This is a genomic window from Paenibacillus cucumis (ex Kampfer et al. 2016), from assembly GCF_019748695.1.
In the GTDB taxonomy this organism is placed as follows: domain Bacteria; phylum Bacillota; class Bacilli; order Paenibacillales; family Paenibacillaceae; genus Paenibacillus; species Paenibacillus polysaccharolyticus.
On the sequence record NZ_JACLIC010000044.1, the window covers coordinates 21,204 to 39,714 of the forward strand.

The 18,511-nt window shown below is 49.1% G+C and carries 20 protein-coding genes; 1 reads left to right on the plus strand and 19 read right to left on the minus strand.

Translation table 11 applies throughout. The features are described from left to right. Window positions 1-142: 142 nt before the first annotated feature. From H7T88_RS24195 to modA, 15 genes are all read right to left on the minus strand, one after another. Window positions 143-859, minus strand: coding sequence for a glycosyltransferase (locus H7T88_RS24195; RefSeq protein ID WP_221790785.1), 717 nt, complete (start codon window positions 857-859; stop codon window positions 143-145). After that, window positions 856-1,797 carry an NAD-dependent epimerase/dehydratase family protein gene (locus H7T88_RS24200; RefSeq protein WP_154985021.1) on the minus strand — a complete coding sequence of 314 codons (942 nt, stop codon included), beginning with the start codon at window positions 1,795-1,797 and terminating at the stop codon, window positions 856-858. The genes H7T88_RS24195 and H7T88_RS24200 overlap by 4 nt, the downstream gene beginning before the upstream one ends. After that, a complete protein-coding gene (locus H7T88_RS24205; RefSeq protein ID WP_145335428.1) occupies window positions 1,779-2,606 on the minus strand; it encodes a dTDP-4-dehydrorhamnose reductase family protein in 828 nt (275 codons plus the stop codon). The genes H7T88_RS24200 and H7T88_RS24205 overlap by 19 nt, the downstream gene beginning before the upstream one ends. Beyond that, window positions 2,603-3,589, minus strand: a complete 987-nt coding sequence (locus H7T88_RS24210; protein ID WP_090919276.1) for a polysaccharide biosynthesis protein — start codon at window positions 3,587-3,589, stop codon at window positions 2,603-2,605. The genes H7T88_RS24205 and H7T88_RS24210 overlap by 4 nt, the downstream gene beginning before the upstream one ends. Next, complete coding sequence (gene wecB, locus H7T88_RS24215) at window positions 3,582-4,673, minus strand: non-hydrolyzing UDP-N-acetylglucosamine 2-epimerase (protein WP_090919756.1); 1,092 nt, start codon at window positions 4,671-4,673, stop codon at window positions 3,582-3,584. The genes H7T88_RS24210 and wecB overlap by 8 nt, the downstream gene beginning before the upstream one ends. Before the next feature lie 88 nt (window positions 4,674-4,761). After that, a complete protein-coding gene (locus H7T88_RS24220; protein ID WP_260511112.1) occupies window positions 4,762-6,387 on the minus strand; it encodes a glycosyltransferase family 4 protein in 1,626 nt (541 codons plus the stop codon). Between the two features lie 78 nt (window positions 6,388-6,465). Next, a complete protein-coding gene (locus H7T88_RS24225) occupies window positions 6,466-7,608 on the minus strand; it encodes a CgeB family protein (protein WP_260511113.1) in 1,143 nt (380 codons plus the stop codon). 64 nt (window positions 7,609-7,672) lie between these two features. After that, window positions 7,673-8,767 (minus strand): CgeB family protein, encoded by a 1,095-nt coding sequence (locus H7T88_RS24230; protein ID WP_154891013.1) that lies wholly within the window; start codon window positions 8,765-8,767, stop codon window positions 7,673-7,675. Between the two features lie 344 nt (window positions 8,768-9,111). Further along, on the minus strand, window positions 9,112-9,450 hold the full coding sequence (locus H7T88_RS24235) for a hypothetical protein (RefSeq protein WP_090919282.1): 339 nt from the start codon (window positions 9,448-9,450) through the stop codon (window positions 9,112-9,114). Window position 9,451: 1 nt separating this feature from the next. Continuing rightward, complete coding sequence (locus tag H7T88_RS24240) at window positions 9,452-9,751, minus strand: hypothetical protein (RefSeq protein WP_090919286.1); 300 nt, start codon at window positions 9,749-9,751, stop codon at window positions 9,452-9,454. Beyond that, on the minus strand, window positions 9,748-10,089 hold the full coding sequence (locus H7T88_RS24245; protein ID WP_145335438.1) for an alpha-helical endospore appendage domain-containing protein: 342 nt from the start codon (window positions 10,087-10,089) through the stop codon (window positions 9,748-9,750). Before H7T88_RS24245 ends, H7T88_RS24240 begins: the two co-directional genes overlap by 4 nt. Window positions 10,090-10,112: 23 nt before the next feature. Further along, window positions 10,113-10,400: a nucleoside-diphosphate sugar epimerase gene (locus H7T88_RS24250; protein ID WP_090919291.1), complete on the minus strand. Its 288-nt coding sequence runs from the start codon at window positions 10,398-10,400 to the stop codon at window positions 10,113-10,115. 345 nt (window positions 10,401-10,745) lie between these two features. Next, complete coding sequence (locus tag H7T88_RS24255; RefSeq protein WP_090919294.1) at window positions 10,746-11,078, minus strand: hypothetical protein; 333 nt, start codon at window positions 11,076-11,078, stop codon at window positions 10,746-10,748. A gap of 289 nt (window positions 11,079-11,367) precedes the next feature. Next, the gene (gene modB, locus H7T88_RS24260; protein ID WP_186809759.1) at window positions 11,368-12,057 is read right to left on the minus strand and encodes a molybdate ABC transporter permease subunit; all 690 of its coding nucleotides are present in this window, start codon (window positions 12,055-12,057) and stop codon (window positions 11,368-11,370) included. Beyond that, window positions 12,054-12,935 (minus strand): molybdate ABC transporter substrate-binding protein, encoded by an 882-nt coding sequence (modA, locus tag H7T88_RS24265; protein WP_260511114.1) that lies wholly within the window; start codon window positions 12,933-12,935, stop codon window positions 12,054-12,056. The genes modB and modA overlap by 4 nt, the downstream gene beginning before the upstream one ends. Window positions 12,936-13,240: 305 nt before the next feature. Here modA and H7T88_RS24270 point away from each other — a divergent pair, with 305 nt between their 5' ends. Next, window positions 13,241-14,356, plus strand: coding sequence for a helix-turn-helix transcriptional regulator (locus H7T88_RS24270; protein WP_221790787.1), 1,116 nt, complete (start codon window positions 13,241-13,243; stop codon window positions 14,354-14,356). A gap of 697 nt (window positions 14,357-15,053) precedes the next feature. Here H7T88_RS24270 and H7T88_RS24275 read toward each other — a convergent pair. The 4 genes from H7T88_RS24275 to cntE all read right to left on the minus strand — a co-directional run bounded on the left by H7T88_RS24275 (window position 15,054) and on the right by cntE (window position 18,466). Then, a complete protein-coding gene (locus H7T88_RS24275) occupies window positions 15,054-15,395 on the minus strand; it encodes a DUF3024 domain-containing protein (RefSeq protein ID WP_186809760.1) in 342 nt (113 codons plus the stop codon). A 38-nt stretch (window positions 15,396-15,433) separates the two neighbouring features. Further along, window positions 15,434-15,703: a 30S ribosomal protein S14 gene (rpsN, locus tag H7T88_RS24280; RefSeq protein ID WP_090919307.1), complete on the minus strand. Its 270-nt coding sequence runs from the start codon at window positions 15,701-15,703 to the stop codon at window positions 15,434-15,436. A 48-nt stretch (window positions 15,704-15,751) separates the two neighbouring features. Beyond that, window positions 15,752-16,948 carry a GTP-binding protein gene (locus H7T88_RS24285; RefSeq protein WP_154891019.1) on the minus strand — a complete coding sequence of 399 codons (1,197 nt, stop codon included), beginning with the start codon at window positions 16,946-16,948 and terminating at the stop codon, window positions 15,752-15,754. 285 nt (window positions 16,949-17,233) lie between these two features. Then, complete coding sequence (gene cntE, locus H7T88_RS24290; protein ID WP_221790789.1) at window positions 17,234-18,466, minus strand: staphylopine family metallophore export MFS transporter CntE; 1,233 nt, start codon at window positions 18,464-18,466, stop codon at window positions 17,234-17,236. Window positions 18,467-18,511 lie beyond the last annotated feature (45 nt).

Genomic DNA, 18,511 nt, shown 5'->3' on the forward strand with positions numbered 1-18,511 from the left:
CACAGCCTCCGGCACTTTCATACACATAGAGCTCATGATTATGCGTACGTCCCGTTCTCTGCCCCTTCTCTCTCTTACAAAAGGCTACGCCAAAGAAGCCGTTAATCAGCACGCAAGCGTGGCTTCATAACGGCCTCCTTCGCTACCCGCCAAGCGTAGCAATACGCTGCAACAACGGTTCGCGGTACCTCGACCAGACCATGGACGCTTCTCTGCCGATCACGTCCGCATGACGCACCGATCCCATCCCCCCATGCCAGCGATACGCCGTTAGCGGCTCATTCAGGTACGGGAAGCGATGACCATTAAGCAGCATTCGCAGCCATAGATCCAGATCATGCGTATAAGGCAACAGTTCATCAAACAGCCCTACGCCGCTGAATAGATCCTTACGAATCATGACCGTGCATCCGTTGACCGGATTACCGCCATTAAAACGGCGTAGACAATCCAGTTCAGACATCGGCTCAGGCCCGCCATGCATTTTGGTCACCGCCGAATGTTCATTGATATAGTGAAAATTCGTATGGGAGACCAGAACATTTTCACGTTGCATGAATTCAAGCTGGTAACGAATTTTATCAGGATAAAAGAAATCATCTGAGCTCAGCCAAGCCACATAATCCCCCGAAGCATGCCGAATGCCGTGATTCAGTGCAGAGGCGGTGCCGCCGTTGCTTTTGCCAAGTACATTAATCCATGGGAGATAGGGCTGGAGCAGCTCCGCATGTCTTGTGGAGCCGTCGTTAACAACGATAATCTCGACCTCTGGATAGGTTTGATCCAGTGCACTCTGAATTGCCATTGGCACATAAGGACAATTGTAGAACGGAATCACAATCGATACACGCGGATTCATCCTGTTGTCCTCCCTTGCTGGGTACGAACATCACTCAAAATATCGCGTAGTGATGCCTCAAATGAGATCTGCGGTTGCCAGCCCAATTTGCGCAGTTCCGACATTTCCTCTTGTTTCCCTGCTCCATCCGGCCCAGATGAAGTACCATCCCAGCGGATCGGTACTTTGGCTTCTGTCATCGACATCAACAGATCAGCGATCTCGCCAAGGCTCCGTTCCACCCCGGACACCACCGGATATACGGTTCCGCTGGTGCCATGCACCAGTAAGGTAGCATACGCGCGAACCGCATCCCGTACATCCAGAAAATCACGTGTATTATCTCGCCCGGATAGACGAAACGCTTCTGTTTTGCCCGTCTGCTCACAAGCAACCACATGGCGGGCAAGCAGAGAGCAGATGCCCGTAGAGGGCCCGGCACCAATCAGATTACCCGGTTCTGCCAGCATGATCTGCTGACCGAACAGGGACTTCCAAGACAGTGATACCATCTCTTCCAGCGCCTTGCTCAAGCTGTATGGATGTGGTGGCTGGGGTATGCGCCCAGGTTCCGGTGTGTACTTGAGTCTGGACCCTACAATTACCGTTCTCGCCTTCGGACAGATGCGTAGAGCATCCAGCAGGTATAGCACCGCCATTACGTTCGTTTCTAGCACTAACAGTGGATCAGCCCAGGAATCCGGTACCGAGTTTTTGCCAGCGAGATGAAGCACATAATCCGGCTCGATCTCCTGAATCAGTTCACGAACTTGTTCCTTATTATTGAGATCACAGACATATACGTCCACGTTTTTACCAAACGAATATACATCCGGCCGCCTTACAACGGCCACAACATCCGCACCGGCACCTTGAAAATAGGTTACAGCATGTCGTCCTGTAAAACCGGAGGCGCCTGTAATCAGTACTTTTTTGCCCGTCAGCTCTGCTCCATCCATAATGCCAGCTCCTTCAGCATAGTTGAATAGTCCGGCAGGTTTGTCTTCACATCCTCACGGGTGGATACCAGCGTGCGATCCTGAACCATGCTATCATCCGGTATAATCTTCACATCCTGTTTATTCCAGACCTGCTGGAACAATACAAGCAGATCATGTTTGCTGACTGGTGCAGGATGAGCAAGATGGATCAGGCCACTGACTGGAGAATCCAGATAATGGTCTACCCATTTGGCAAGTTCAAGTGTGGTTACGCCATTCCAGAAGACACGTGTGTACCCGCCGACCTCACCCGTGCTGGACATAAACCACTGCATCAGACCGATACCACCCTGCCGGATTTCAGGTCCAATAATGGACGTCCGTATCGTTAGATGCCCTTCATCCTGTACTTCACCGAGTGCTTTCGTAATCGCATAGGAGGACGTACCGTCCGTCACATCGTCCTCCCGATATGCTCCGCGATCACCGCTGAATACACAGTCTGTGCTGATATGGATTAGACGTGCACCAATGGAATCGGCCATCCGCCGCAGGCGATGCGGCAGAAAACCGTTGATATGATAGGCACCAATTTTATCTTCATCCGCGAAGCTGTTCAGCACACCAACCGCGTTAATGATGACGTCCGGGTGCACCGCTTCTACAAGCCTGTCGACCATGAAGCTGTCATTCACATCCAGGATCAACCCATTCGGATCAGTCACGTCCCGCGTGGTGTAGAAGACGCTGTGCACACCTTGACGGCGGAAATAGTCGACCAGAATATGGCCGGCCATTCCGTTTCCCCCAAGAATCAGCAGCTTCATGATAGAAACCCTCCGCGCTTCAAAATTTCACGAATCTCTTCTTTGGTCATAAGTTGGTGCTCGGAACTAAAGCTGCTGTATGGCACCGGTGGGCAGTTGGTGTAATGTTCACGCAATCCTGGAATGCCGAGCGTAGGCAAAATCACCAGATACTGTTCGTCGTAGACAACCGTCGTCATGCTCTCGAATTCACTCATCAGAATTTCATGGATTTTCTCACCTGGACGAACGCCGCGTTCTACAATCGCTACGTTTTCAACACCGGAATCTTCAATGAGAACCTCGGCAAGATCGACAATCTTGCATGTTGGCATCGTCATAACAAAGATTTCGCCGCCAACACTTTCTACCGAGGCTTTGAACAGAAGTTTGATCGCGTCCTTAAGTGTAAGGAAGAACCGGGTCATGCCCATATCCGTAATGGATACCTGGCCTTTTTGGCGAATCTGGTTTTTGAACAGATGCACTACACTGCCGTTGGTGCCGAGCACATTGCCGCCCCGTACCGTGACAAACTTCGTATCACTATGAAGCAGGTTCGCATAAACAATCAATTTCTCACCGATCGCCTTGGTCATTCCATAGAAGTTCGAAGGATTGGCCGCTTTGTCGGTCGAAATATAGATGACTTTTTTCACTTTATTTTCAATCGCCGCTTCAATGACATTCTGTGTGCCGATCACATTTGTTTTGAGTGCTTCATACGGCTGGTCTTCACATACCGGTACATGCTTGAGTGCAGCCAGATGGAAAACATAGTCCACATGCTGGCAGGCTGCCGTCAAGGCATCCTTGTCACGAATATCACCAATGCGGAAATGAAGGCGCGGGTCTTCAAAATCACGACTCATCGCTACCTGACTGGACTCGTTGCGAGAGTACACAATAATTTCTTTTGGCTGCTGGGGCAACAGTTGAGCGACAAGCTCATACCCCCATGATCCCGTACCGCCAGTCACGAGTATACGCTTATTTTCAAACATGCATTTTCCCTCCAAGCAGAAATTTGACCACTTTACTGGACACATCTGTTGCCTTGTAACCTTGCGGACAATCCCAGTCATTTGGCAGTTTTGTCATCACGTTCACACAATCCGCAATGCGCGCGGCATCCAGGCCGGAAACCACATTGCTGCCACAGTCTACCGTTTCCGGACGTTCTGTCGTGCGACGCATCGTTACGGTAGGCACCCCCATGATGCAACATTCCTCCTGAACCGTTCCGCTGTCTGTGAGCGCACAGCGTGCATGTCGCTCCAGCATGACAAAGTCGAAAAATCCAAACGGCTCATGGAATTCCACCAGCGGATGCATCTCCAGCTGCAGATGTTCAGCAATACGAATCGCTGTTCGCGGATGAATGCTGCATATCACGCGTTGCCCATGTTCCTCCGCGACTTGATTTAGCCCTTTCATAATCTCCAGCAGATGAGGAGGGTGATCGACATTTTCAGCTCGGTGAGCGGTAACGAGAAAATATTGTCCGGGCTTCAGCTTGAGTTTTTTCAAAATTTTGCTGGCATTGACCTGTGGACCGTAATGTTCCATTACCTCGTAAATCGGATTGCCCGTAAGCACAATGCGGCGGCTAGGCACACCTTCACTGACAAGATGTTTCTTACTTTGTTCGGTGTATGGCATGTTAATGGTCGAGATCGCATCAATCACGCGGCGGTTTTTCTCCTCTGGTACATCCAGATCGAAGCAGCGATTGCCAGCCTCCATATGAATTACCGGAATGCCCATACGTTCAGCAAGTACCGCACACAATGCACTATTGGTGTCTCCAAGCAGGAGCAATTTGTCAGGCTTCTCTTGCTGAATTAAATCTTCCATTTGAGTAAACATGGAGGACAGCTGTCGCCCCAATGAGGCAGCCTCATCCTGAAGAACGTAATCCGGGGCACGCAGACCCATTTCCTTGAAAAAAAGACCGCTGAGACTTTCTGTGAAGTTCTGTCCCGTGTGCACCAGAATATGTTTGGACGCATACTGGTCCAGCTTGGAAATGATCAGGCTGAGTCGAATAATCTCAGGTCTCGTACCCAGCACCGTCATGATCTTCATCGTCATCCCTGCCTTCTGTCGTGTGTTAGAAACCCCTTTTCTTGTATTAAAGTCCCTCTCTTTTAACGTGCATTATGAACCTTGTCTATTACCGTGACTTGGAACCTTTGCGTGCCGTCCGGCTACGTCGTCTGTTCCTGGGAGAGCGTCTGCGAGTGGACAAATTCGAGGCAGATGTGTGCCGCCTTTTGACTTTACGAGTACGAGCCGAACGGCTCTTCTTCCCGGTTTGAATCGTTCGTTTCAACTCTTTGAGCTTGCGGCGAGAAGTGGGAACCTGTTTTTTACGATGGCGTTTACCTACAAGAATTTCTGGCTCAGTCCGTTGATCTTCTTCGCGGGGTTTCCCTGCCCCCTCTCCCTGCTGTGTTACGGTTATCGGAGGCAACGAAGAACGAGGAAGAAGCTGTACAATACTCTCTGGAAGCAACAACGTTCGAATAAGGGCCGGATCGGGATTCATCACTGTACGCAGTCCGCCTTCTCCCCACGCCAGCACAGGACCACTCGGTGGCTGGATATATGTGAACCATCCGGGAAAACGCAATAACCACTGTGTGACCATCGTATGCAACTTCACCCGGTAGGTTTCGATTCCGTACAGCTTTTCCGCTTCTGTCCGGTTACGCCATCCGGTATCGGAAGCAAGCTCGGGATCATTCAGTAATGTCGTAGCCAGCGTAACGAGTGAATCACTATCCCCAGGCGGAGCCAGAAATGCACCGCTACCTACGGATTCCATCAATTCACTGAGGCCACCCTGGGCAAAAGCGATGACTGGTTTGGCAAAATAAAGCCCCTCCAGCGCAGTCATACCGAAGCCTTCTTTTACCATGCTGGGAATGACCACAATATCCATTGCGGAGTAGGCCAACGATACATTTTCCTCAAACGTGGTAAACGTAAAGCGCCTTGCATACCCGGAGCGTTTCACCTGATAAACACATTCGTCGTAATACTTTTTGTCTGACGGTGCGCCTATGATCCAGAAGCGACAGCGTGAATGGGCCTCACACAGCTTCAGTGCCATATCAACAAAGGGTTTTAATCCTTTGGCATCATATATAAAGGAAGAAATATAACCGATACAGGTGTGCGAAGACTTGAATCTAAGCTCCTTACGTTTTCGCTCACGCAGATGAAGCCAGCGGTCCGGTGCAGGCAGAGCAGGCTCCCATGTCGGAGGAATAATCGTCACCCTGTCACTCATACCTGCTTGTTTGAACGGTAACGCTGCCGTCTCGGAAATCCCGATAATCCAGTCTGCATACCGGCCAATCATCTGGATCGTTTCAGGTGTATGCTCATTCGTTTGAATAATCTCGGTAATTTTCCAGATGACTGGAATCCCGAGCGATTTTGCCGCTACAGCAGGCATGACATTCACGCAGGTATTAGTCAAAACCATATCCGGCTCGTGACTTCGGATCAGCCAGAGCGCATCCTGAAATGCCGGAGTGTGCCGCAGATGTTCCGCATCTTGTGCAATCCCCTGATACGGTGTGTACACACCATGAAGCATCGGCAAATTACATATATGAACCTGAATGCCAAACCTTCGTGCGAGCCCGGTAAGTTTCCCTTCCTGCGGCGCAACAAGCACACATTCAAAGATCGTGCCAATCTCTCTCATAAAATGAAGCAAAAGCTTCTCCGCTCCTGTAATACTGCGGGTATTACACACATGGGAAAACAGCATCAGTTTTGGTTTCATTGCCATGGCCGCACACGGACCCCGTATACAACAGCCAAGCTGATACGGGGCACTGTGCACACCTCCTCCTGGCCGAGATTAAGGGAATATAATGCTTAGCAACTCATTGATTCTTCGATCATACGTGTGATCTTTTAATGTCCGTTCAAGCCCACGCAGGGCAATCTCACGCCGCTCTTTCTCATGTGCGAGGTAATAATCGACTTTCTCAAGCATTTCTTGCGGTGAAGAATACGTTTCGATCTCTACCCCTGGTTTATAGAAACGCGCCAGATCGTCGCGCGCATCGGTTAACTGCAATGTTGTGCTGGCGGCAATCTCGAACGTTCTCGGGTTTGGTGAGGCTGGCGGAATTTTGATCTGATTATTGTTGACTGAGTCATCCTCATGGGAGCGATGCAGATTGATAACGATTTTGGTGCCGTTGTACACATCATTTGTTTCTTGAGGACTCATCCAGCGACCCAGCTCAATTTTCTCGCCATAAGCCGTATAGTCAGGCAGTCGATCCCACCAGATGCCGTTAAAGACTGTATTATGTGACATGAGTTGCGGCATAATCGGGTTGAAGAAATATACGCGGTTCCAGTATGCCGAGCCGATAAAGCTGACATCTCTTTTCAGTGGGGAAGGGGTTGTGATTGGGAAGTAGTGGTTCGTAAAAGCGGCAAAAGGCATATAATGCACGGATGCGCAGCCATGCTGGCGATACAGTTCTACACAATTCAGTTCCAGTGTGAATACATGATCATAATGCTTCACGATCTCCAGAGTCATATCCGTATAATACGGATCATCTGTGAGCCAGATCGCCGTCTGAATACCCGCTTGGCGTATGGCATCGATCTGCTCGATAGGGATATCCATCCCGTCCAGCACAAGCACCAGGTTAGGACGGGTTTCCAGTGCAACTTGAGAGACCGGCTGGCGAGGATCAGACAGCGTCACCTGAGCAACCATCCCCTGTAGCGTAGACATAATGGCTTCATCCAGCGGAGAGTAAGGGAAGCCTTTACCCGAAGAAACATAGAGCACATGAAGTTGCCGGAAAGGTAGCGGCTCCTGAGCACAATTTACAATATAGTTGGCGCGGCCCCGCAGATACCCTTCTTCTTTGCCTGCGTCAAATCCGGCCTGCCTTCCATCTTTACGAGCCTGATCTGCCAGGCTGAGTATAGGTGGTTGATGAACCTTTCTGGTTTTACGGTGTTTGATAGACATACCGCCACTCCTTTTTATTTGGGATAACGTTGCTTCCTGAGGTTGCCCTTCCACTGAAGAGACACTACAGATGTCCTAACAACTCGGTAATGCGGCGGTTAAACGTATGACGATTCATGGTAGTGAGCAGACCTCGCCAAGCGAGAGTCTGGCGTTCTTCTTCATGATGCAAGTAATAGTGGATCTTGCGCTGCAATTCTGCCGCTGAGGAGAACGTTTCAATGTCATACCCTGGCTGATAATAACGGGGCAAATCTCCGCGAGTATCGGTAATCTGCATCGTGCCACAGGCACCGATCTCATAGGTGCGCGGATTGATCGATCTCCCCTGTAAATGATGGGTGTTTCGATTATCCTCACCATTCTCGCAAGTTCGGTGTACGTTAATCACGATTTTGGCGCCATTGTAATAATCAACCGTTGCCTCCGGGTCAATCCATCCTTCGTGAATGAACTGCCCCAGTACATCCAGCCGTGCCAGCCGATTCCACTGACTTCCGGCAATGAACACTTTTTTATCCGCAAGGTAAGGTGCAAGCTGATTAAACAGATCAATCCGGTTCCAAAATCCAGTGCCAATAAAGCAAACATCGTATTGATATTGCGGCTCGGTGCGGCGCGGATGATACATGCCTGGATTTACTGCCAGTGGCATGTAAATGACCCGCCTTGCTCCCTGGTTTGTGTAGAAGGGTACAGCTGCCTCTTCATGAGTAAACACGATGTCGTAATGCTGACAGATGGTCGCAGTATCCTCCGTGAAATAGGGATCATCGACAAACCATACCGCCGTTCGAATCCCCAGTTCACGTATTCCCTTCACCTGCTCCAGGTGATTCTCGGGAAATACGTGCAGACCGTTCATCACAAGAACAACATCAGGCCGGTGTTGGCTGGCTTCTTGCAACATCGCTGCTGGCGATCCAACAACGCATTCTCGAACCGACTGTTGCAGTGCCAGAATGACACCCTGATCAATGGCATCGAATCCCTGCGGGATATACAGTACCTTCATGTCCCGCAGGGTCGGTTCGAACGGTTGCACCCGCTCCATGATGGCCTGACAGCCGCCAAACCTGCGGCCTTCTGCATATCCGCCGCGGTAGGCCGCCTCCGCTTCAGTCAGCGGGCGGTGTCTTCGTTTTGCCACATTCTTCACCCTGTCTTCCTTCAAGGAGATCTCATTCCTGACTCTCCACGAGATTGGTCTTCCCTCTAAAGGATATGCCTCGGGGTCAGATGCATCATGGACGGGTGTCCTGCAAGGCTCAAAATTGGCGTCTGCCCTCCATGTTCGCCTGCACGGGCATGTCCGCTACTGCGGTCATGCAAATAGCCCGGAGGGATCTGTCCCTCCGGGCTGTAGCCTTAACCTGTATATTCTCCATAAGCAATCATCGAGATATGGTTGTCATTCGCTTTTTTCTTTAGCCGAAATATCCGGATCATCTGTATCTTTTATAGCATTGTCAGTATTAGCTATGTCTTGAACAACTCCATCGATTACTGCGCTTTGTATGCCAGTTGATGTCCGTCCTCGAATCCCTTGGCGAAACCCGCGTTGAATCCCTCGTTGTACGCCTCGTTGTATCCCTGACTGTACGCACTGTCCGGGTTTGGATCGGTAGGGGTAACCGGGGCGACAGGTCGAACAAGTTTTTTGTTCCGGTGCCTCTGCACCGTACGTTTCTTTTTTTTCAGCCACGCGCTACGTCCTTTGCCAGTGCGCTTGTGAACGACACGTTTAGATTTCAGCGCACGCAACTTGCGGATCTTACGCAAGCGGGCACCACGCGCTAATAAAGCACGTTTGGATTTTAATCTGGACTTCTTTTTTAACATATCAGCATTCCTCCTGTAGGTCCCCGGCGGTACGAACGACACATCCGGGGTCTTTGAGCCAAGGCAGACCCGGCTCCCCATGGCGAATTCGGGCCAGCCTGATCCCCGTGATCATACGAGACATCTCTTCCTGATAACGACTAAGCAGACGTATATTCTCCGCGAGACTGCGAGCGGATACTTCCGAATGAGAAGACACACTGGCTACACTGTCCAGAATGCGGGCGAGCGCCTGCTGACTATGTGCAATCGATTCGATGAGTGCCAGTTTGACCTCCTGCTCACGCTGCAACAGACTCATTTTCCCAGATCCCCGAGATCCATGCCGCCAAACATGCCCCCGTCCATTCCGCCGCCATCTTCGCTGTCATTCTGGACCATCACAGCTTTAAGGTTGTTGCACAGTCCCGTTTCCATGCGCGTTAATCCTTCCAGCAATTCCACCAGTTGCTCATGCATTTTAAGAGGTTCACCAACCTGATCGCCATGAGTTAAAAAGCTGTCCCCGTTCAGATGATTCAGCGTCCAATTCCGTACTTTTTCCGCCTCAATGGCTTTGGCTTCCAGAATTAACGCAATGTTCCACTGCATTTTGGCTGCAGCATCCAGCATTAGAATGAGACTTTGTTCTCTGCTCATGTTTCATCACCCGCCTTCCGGGCCTATTCTTCCTCTTGTACCGCGATCTCCCGCATAACCTGGGTCAGCGTCTCAGCCACAGCTTCTTCCAGATCCGCAAGCCCTCCCAGGTAGGAGATAATGCTTTTGTTAATCTGTCCCGAGCTGTCCAGCAAACCTTCAACCCCATCTAGTTCCGGCTCGTTATCCGGCAAATGGTGAATGATCTCCGACATGCGCACAGCAACCTGACGTTTGGCGTCCAATACCCGTGCAATCTGCTGGTGGGAATGCGCGATATGATTAATAATTTCATCGATTTTGCTCTGCATGGTGCTCCTCCTTTCGGTTAAGGCCTGCTTCACCCATAGAAAAAAACCGGCCTATCAGCATTTGCCTGCTACAGCATATGCCGGGCCGGGAGCGTCAGTTACTCCAGCTTGCGCCTATATCGTTAAATTGCATAATCCCCATATCCTATGAATTACTTGGCTTCGATGTCCTCAAATTACATACTTCTGCCAGGAAAATAACAGCTGAGGAAATGACTAGGGCAAACTTTTATTCATAAGCAAAAAAGCCACTCTCCTGGACTGAACAGGAGAATGGCTTTGTTCTTGAATTGGGTAATTCATCGTTGTACTTCAAAGTAGTATTTCAATGTTGTTTACTTCGTGCTATCTGCGACTTGCCCATTTGATTTTACGTGCCACTTCCACTCGCTGTAGTTGCAAAACGCCAACACGTTCTTCAAACTTCTTGCGTTCATCCACAGAATGAGCGGCGTGGATCTGATGACACAGACCTGTTAGTTTGCTGTTGATATAATCGAATCTCATCCATAATTCTTCTTCAGGAGTATGTTGCTGCTCCGGTGCCGTTTGAAATATTTTGAGTTGCTGGATAAGGGACTGGCGCCATTCCTGATCTTGAATTTGGATGGCAAAATGCAAAAGATCCAGATAATCATCGATTTGCAACGATATGTCGCAATCAGGTTTAGTCTTCATCGTCGTCTCTCCTTATTTCAATGCTTGGCTGGAATCAGTTACCTCCTATTTTACAGGAACAAGCCCATGGAAAGCGAGTGCTGAAAGGTAAAATTTCGGGAAAATATTTGTTTTTTTTCGTTCAAAAGGGCTTTACTTTTCCATAATGATGATTTTCATCCCTTTTGAGGACATATGTCATCAGATTCATAATAAAAACCCGCAATCCGAGAATAAATTCTCTGAGCGGGTTTTATATCATTTTGCCTATTACAGCAGATTATTACCAATGATTCGCAAGTTATTTAAACTAAAAGGATGCTTTGCTATCGCGCTGCTGTCTCGTCATAAGTAACATTAGAAAAGAGATGATCACAATCGATATCGTCCAAGCCCAGGCCATCGTCTGATTTCCTGAATCCACAGCGACATAAATGGCCGTTGGCACCGTCTGTGTTTTGCCTGGGATATTGCCAGCGATCATCAATGTTGCGCCAAACTCCCCCAGTGCACGGGCAAAACCCAAAATAAAAGCTGTCATCAACGCTCTGCCTGCCAGTGGCAACGTAATGTAGCGGAAGACCTGCCATTCATTAGCTCCAATCGATCTGCCTGCATCCTCTAGGTCTCGATCCACCCCGTTAAAACCGGATTTCATCGTCTGATACACCAGTGGGAAGGCCACAACGACAGAAGCAATGACCGCAGCCCACCACGAAAAAATGACAGGGGCCGAAAAGATCGCCTCGATCCAGCGTCCAAGCAGACTTCTGCGACCCAAAATAACCAGTAGCAAGAATCCAACCACCGTTGGAGGAAGCACAAGCGGAAGCATCAGAATCGTTTCCAGAAAAATTTTGCCGCGAAATGTAGTACGTGACATTTTCCAAGCGACAGCTACCCCCACTACAACCGCTATAACGCTGGATAACAACGCCACCTGAAGGGACAGACGCACCGGGGGCCAGAACACGGACCAATCGATCGCGTTCATATTCATTTCGGAATCGAAAATCCGTATTTCGCAAAGATATCCAGCACTTCAGGTGTTTGCAGATAAGCATAGAACTGTTCAGCTTCCGTGCGATGTTTCGTACCTTCAATGATGCCTAGCGGATAATTGGCAGGTGTGTAACTGTTTTTATCTACTTCAAACGCAATCTTTACCTGCTTGGAAGTCAGCGCATCGGTTTTATACACAAAACCTGCATCCGCATTACCTGTTTCTACATATTGAAGAACCTGTCTTACGTCTTTGCCTTGAACAAGCTTCTTCTCAAGCTGATCCCAAAGCTTCGCATTGGTCAAAGCTTCCTTCGCATAAGTACCTGCAGGTACGCTCTCTGGAATGCCAATGGCTACCGTTTTGATGCCATCATTCGTTAAATCCTTTTCACTGGCTACTGCGCTTGTCCCATCCGCCGGTACAATAGCTACCAATGAATTTTGAAGCAGGTTCTTCTGGTCGCTTGAGGCAATCAGGTTCTCATCAACCAAGGCTTTCATATTTTTCGCAGACGCGGATACAAAAATATCTGCCGGTGCTCCCTGTTCAATCTGCTGCTGTAATGCACCGGACGCTCCGAAGTTAAAGCTCAAGCTGACATTGGGATTGGCTTGTTCGAAATTCGTCTGGATCTCCTTCATTGCATCGGTCAGACTTGCTGCAGCGGATATCGTCAGCTCGACTTTTTCCAGTGGCTCAGTCGCTGCCGGTGTTGTTTTTTCACCGGATGCCGCTGGTGCAGAAGCTGCTGGTTGAGTTGCGGAAGAAGCCGCATCTTGCTTGTTTGTGTCTGTGTTGGCTCCGCAACCAGCCAGTACAAGCGCCAGCCCCAGTGACATAGTTCCAAGTACATATGTAATTCGTTTGTTCATTTGTTCTCCCCCATATTTCATGTTTAATATCATGTTTAGTTATAACTAGATATAATTGATTATAACTAATTATACACAGAACATACGAAATAGGAAGGTGACATTAATCACATTCTACATCCGAGACAATATGTCAGCTTTTTATTGTGCGTTCTAAGGTTTATGCGTGTCTTCAAATAATGGTATAGTACAAGAAACGCCATTGTATCGATGGAAATAAGAATTGGATTATGAGTGGACTACACATATAGGGTTTCAATATAAAATTTTAACGCCTTTATAATATAGAGGGAGGTTCTTCACTAATGACGGAGGAGCAATCCTACACAACCGAAGAAATAGCCAAGCTGCTTAAAATATCCAAACTAACTGTCTATGATTTGATCAAAAAGGGAGACCTTGTCGCCTACCGAGTGGGCAAACAGATGCGCATCGATGCTGCCGATCTGGATGCTTACAAACGCCGTTCTAAGCAACTCCAGTCCCCGGCACAGGCGAGGCCAAATGTATTGCCTGGAACGACAACAACCGAGCAACTATCGACCGAGGCTGTCCAGAAGCATAGCCCAGTTGCTGGCTTATCCACAGTCACGGATCAAAGCGAGTCTCAGCATGTGATGACATCTAATCATAGGATAGCGTCCCCTTCTCAAACGGCTTCAACTTCATTCGCAAGCGGTCTAACCGGGTACGGTCAGAACATTGCGGGTTCGGCCCGACATCTGGTGATTACGGGTCAGGACGTCAGTCTGGATATTCTGATGCGTCATATGGAGAAGCAATCCCGAGACATTCGTCCTCTTCGCTCCTTCATGGGTAGTCTGGATGGGCTAATCTCGATGTATCGGGGGGAGTCCGACCTGGTCAGCACTCATCTGCTGGACGGAGACACGGGGGAGTATAATCTTCCCTATATCCGCAAAATTTTAACAGGCTGGTCGTATGTCGTAGTCAATCTGTTGTCTCGCCCTGCCGGTCTATATGTTCCACGCGGTAATCCCCGTCAATTGAACGACTGGACCGATCTAAACCAATCTAACCTGCGCCTCGCGAATCGGGAAAAAGGTTCTGGCGCCAGAGTGCTGCTGGACGAGCAGTTACGGCTACACGGGATTTCTGCTGCCGGACTACTCGGATATGATGTGGAGGAAACAAGTCATATGGGCGTCGCAGCCAAAGTCAGCTCCGGCGAAGCCGATGTAGGTGTCGGCATAGAGAAGGCCGCTCGCCTTGTCGGGCAAGTCGATTTCATTCCTCTCGTGCAGGAGCGCTACGACTTGGTCATGCTGAGAAAACAGGGGAACGAGGCCTGGATTGAATCCGTTCTGCACATCCTCCGATCTCCAGAGTTCAGACAAGAACTGCGAGCATTTGAAGGATATGACGTATCGCGTACGGGCGAAGTGTTATTCGAGGCATAGCTGTGGGAGAGGTGAGTAGCTTGGAGTGTGTACGAATGAAGGAGGAGTTGTGAACGGGGATAGAGGGGGAAGGATGGCAGTGTGTAGATAGTAGCATGGTTGTACGGTCTACGGTGGCAGGAAACCCGTGTACTCTAGTACGTTCAATGTCTTCTCTTCAACAAATGACTGCTACTCCACCTGCACTTCCTAACGCTAACGATCACCACAGAGCTTATTTAGCCACATTTCGCAGTTTGAAAATTCTAATGATCACCACAGAGCTTATTCGGCTGAAAATCACCGATTTCCCCACCAAAATCGCTAATTCTAGCAAAATAACGCTTCTACGGATCGTTAGAATTTCAAACCCGCTTTTTTGAGATGAATAGCGTTTCTGGGGATCGTTAGAATTTTGGACTAGAAAATTTCAGGGGCACGAGCCAGGCCCACTGCAGCAATTTCATTTACATACTCCACTTATTCGCACCACCAGCTGTTCCACCTACTCTCTCACTTCTCTTCTTTCTATCAGCCTGTTCCAGTGTCTAACATTATGGTGTTACATCTCCGTATGTGCAGTCTTCCACGATAAAACAAAAAAAGGACCCCAATCGTTGTTCACGATTTCGATCCCCGTATAGCCAATGCGAGCTTCTCCAGTTATTTTAGTTAGTTCAGTTATTTCAGTTCTATTACCAAGCGCATCATTATTTGTTTAATCACGTTCGCGCCAAAACATCCCGGATTCATCACGTTCCACTTGCTCCAACGCATCCTCGAAATCGAAACATGGCACAACAATGTCCGCCGGACTCCAGCTGTGCTGATCATCGCTAGCGTACACCTTCCACCGGTTTCCCTCCCAGTAAAAGCGAGCGATCGGCATTCGCTCCCACTGATGTCGTTGTCCAGCAGGACGTTCTTCATTGAGAATCAACTCATTATCCTTCATTTCATAGGTTAACTTCACCATCGTCCGTAGCTCTGCCGGTACTTTCTCATGGACATAACCGTTCATCAAGGATACAATACGCCGCTGCGTAAACATATCCAACATGGGAGAGACCTCCTTATCGAGTACTCCGCTTATCATGCTTACCAGCTGGACTTGGTAACACCCGGAATCTGACCTTGATGAGCCAGTTCACGGAATTTGATCCGGGAAACTTTGAATTTGCGCAGATATCCACGCGGACGACCAGTGATCTCGCAACGACTTTTTAATCGCGTTGGTGATGCGTTACGGGGCAACTTTTGCAGCGCCTCATAATCACCTTTTTCCTTCAGTTCCCGGCGTAGATCCGCATACTTCGCTACGATTGCCTGACGTTGTTTCTCACGCACAACCTTTGATTTTTTAGCCATCTTTTACAGCTCCTTATCCTCTTAAGTCTTGTATAATATTTGATTAATTCACATAGTCTCTACAGGCCACGGTAACGGATTTTCAAAATGTCCCCAATCCGCCAGCATCTCTTCATCGCTGAGCAGACATTGATCCAGTTCATCTTCAATGATAGAACGCTCCATATCAATGCCGATCATGACCAGTTCCGTTTGGCGATCGCCCCACTCGGCATCCCATTTTGCAACCACATCCGGCTCTGTCCGCAAAATCTCTTGCTTGTCCGCTTCCGGCAGCGCGGCAACCCAATGTCCGGCAGGCCCAAACTGAATGGATGGCCCCGCCTGACTCAGACTGGCAGCCACATCTCCTTCAGCGGCAAGCCATACCAGCCCTTTGGCACGTACAACCTCTTCCGGCCAGTAGCTCATGAATTCAGCGAGACGGGAAGGATGGAACGGCTTCCTGCGGCGGTACACAAATGATCCGATACCGTATTCTTCGGTCTCAGGCGTGTGGGACTCTTTTTCCAACTCCTGAATCCAGCCAGCCGACATGCTCACTTTCTCAAAATCAAACCGTCCCGTATTCAGAATCTCTACCGGATTCGCCTGTCCGTTCACCGTACGAATGATTTTGGCACTCGGCTGCAACTTGCGGATAATACCCTCCAGTTTGTGAAGTTCCGTTTCTTCCACGAGATCACACTTGTTCAGCAGCAACACATCACAGGTTTCGATCTGATCAATGAGCAAATCCACTACATCACGGGTATCGTCTTCCCCGGTTGCCTGATTCCGATCCAGCAAGCTTTGTCCCGAAGCATAGTCATGCCAGAAACGGTTAGCATCAACGACAGTCACGAGACAATCTAGCTTCGCCAGTCGTGTCAGATCGATGCCTGTCTCTTCATCGGCATATGTAAATGTCTGTGCCACCGGAACAGGTTCGCTGATGCCTGTCGACTCGATCAGGATGTAGTCATACTTGCCTTCGTTTACGAGCTTCTCGATCTCCTGCATTAGATCATCACGGAGAGTGCAGCAAATGCAGCCGTTAGACATTTCCACCAGTTTCTCTTCGGTACGAGAGAGTGTAGCCTCCCCTTTCACCATCGCCGCATCAATGTTGACCTCACTCATGTCGTTCACGATCACAGCAACTTTCAGCCCTTGCCGATTGTGCAACACATGATTCAGAACCGTCGTTTTGCCTGACCCAAGGTAACCGCTGAGAACGGTCACCGGTATTTGCTTTTGTGTCATATAGATCTACTCCTTATAGGTACAGTTCACCTTGATCGGTGGATCCCTGAATTTAATAGTAATAATTACGATTAACAACAATGACTATAATCCTGCCTGACGCCGTTGTCAAATCTTTTTTCGTATCTCGTGTAAAAAATAATTAAAAAAAGCTTATAACTCTCCTGCACATTCGCATTCATGATGCGCTTCGCAGAAGAACCATAAGCTTTAACCGTACCGTCTCATTTATAGCTCTGCACCTAAATCTACATCGTACCTCTGCCTTTCCTTCAGCCTTCCAACTCAATTCACTGATGTAGAAATAACCTTATTCCCGGCTTCCATCCGCTGTCTGAAAAACACCACGACAATCAATGCAGCAACAGAGAGTAACGTACAAACGGTAAACATCACGGAATAAGAGCTGATCTGTACCACAACGCCCATCGCCAGCCCGCCCAGTGAAAAACCGAGATCATACGAGGACATAAATATGCCCATAAGCACATACCTCGAATCCGCAGGCAATACAAAGGACAAATACGTGGTCAGCGTTGGATACAATAAAGCTAGGGCAAAACCGCTAAACACCGCAGATATATACACAAATGGCCCCAGCATATCCATCAGGCTAAGCAGCTGTGTCCCCAGTGCCGCAGATAACATCAGACCTGCCATAAGCCACGTATTCCAGCTGCCGTCTGACGGTATTTTTTTGCGCAAAATGAATCGGCACAGGATCACCACGAGACCCTGAATCGTCAAAAAGATACCCGCGCTCGCCATACCAGTCAATACCATATATAGCGGAAGAAAGGTCGCTGTCGCACCAAATACACAGGATGCAAACAGCATCACCACACTGCTGACGAGCAGGGGTGTACTGCGCCAGATGCCACTGAACGAGCGAAGCATATCCCCCAGCGTATACGTTTTGTTCTGCACCGTACTCTGTGGTAAATCCACCTTGTATCCGAGTAACAAGGGGAGTGCCGCCAGTCCAATCATCAACAGCGTGAACGCCAGCTCACTGGCGTTTTGCCAGATTTGCACGGCCAGAATCGGGATGACTAGCGAAGGCACCATCGTAAACAAGGTGTACATCGCCAGCCCTTGCGCACGATCCTTATCTTCCAGCCTTTCCACAATACCCGCCTGCATCGTCATCGAGAAAAATGCCGTTGCTACACCTTGAAGTGCTCGCAGCCACAGATACGTGTCCACCCCGGACACGATAAACAGTAGCAACGTCCCGGCATGTAACATCAGCAGCCATCGCATGACCCGTAGTGGTCCATATTTGCCCAGCATCTGTGCCGCAAATGGTCGGAGCAGCATACAGGTGAACATGTAACTGCCCATCATCAGACCAATCTCAGCCTGATTTAACCCGGCCGCTTCACTACGCAAAGGTAAAATAATCGTCAACGCTGCATTCGCCGCAAAAAATAAAAAAGCCAGTATGTAAAACCCGATAAAGGAAAACGATACCGGGTTTAATTTTCCACTGGATGTTGTTGTTCTAGAATCTTTCAATAGATCATACCTGCTTTCTCTAACACGTACCCACGTTCTCTGGCC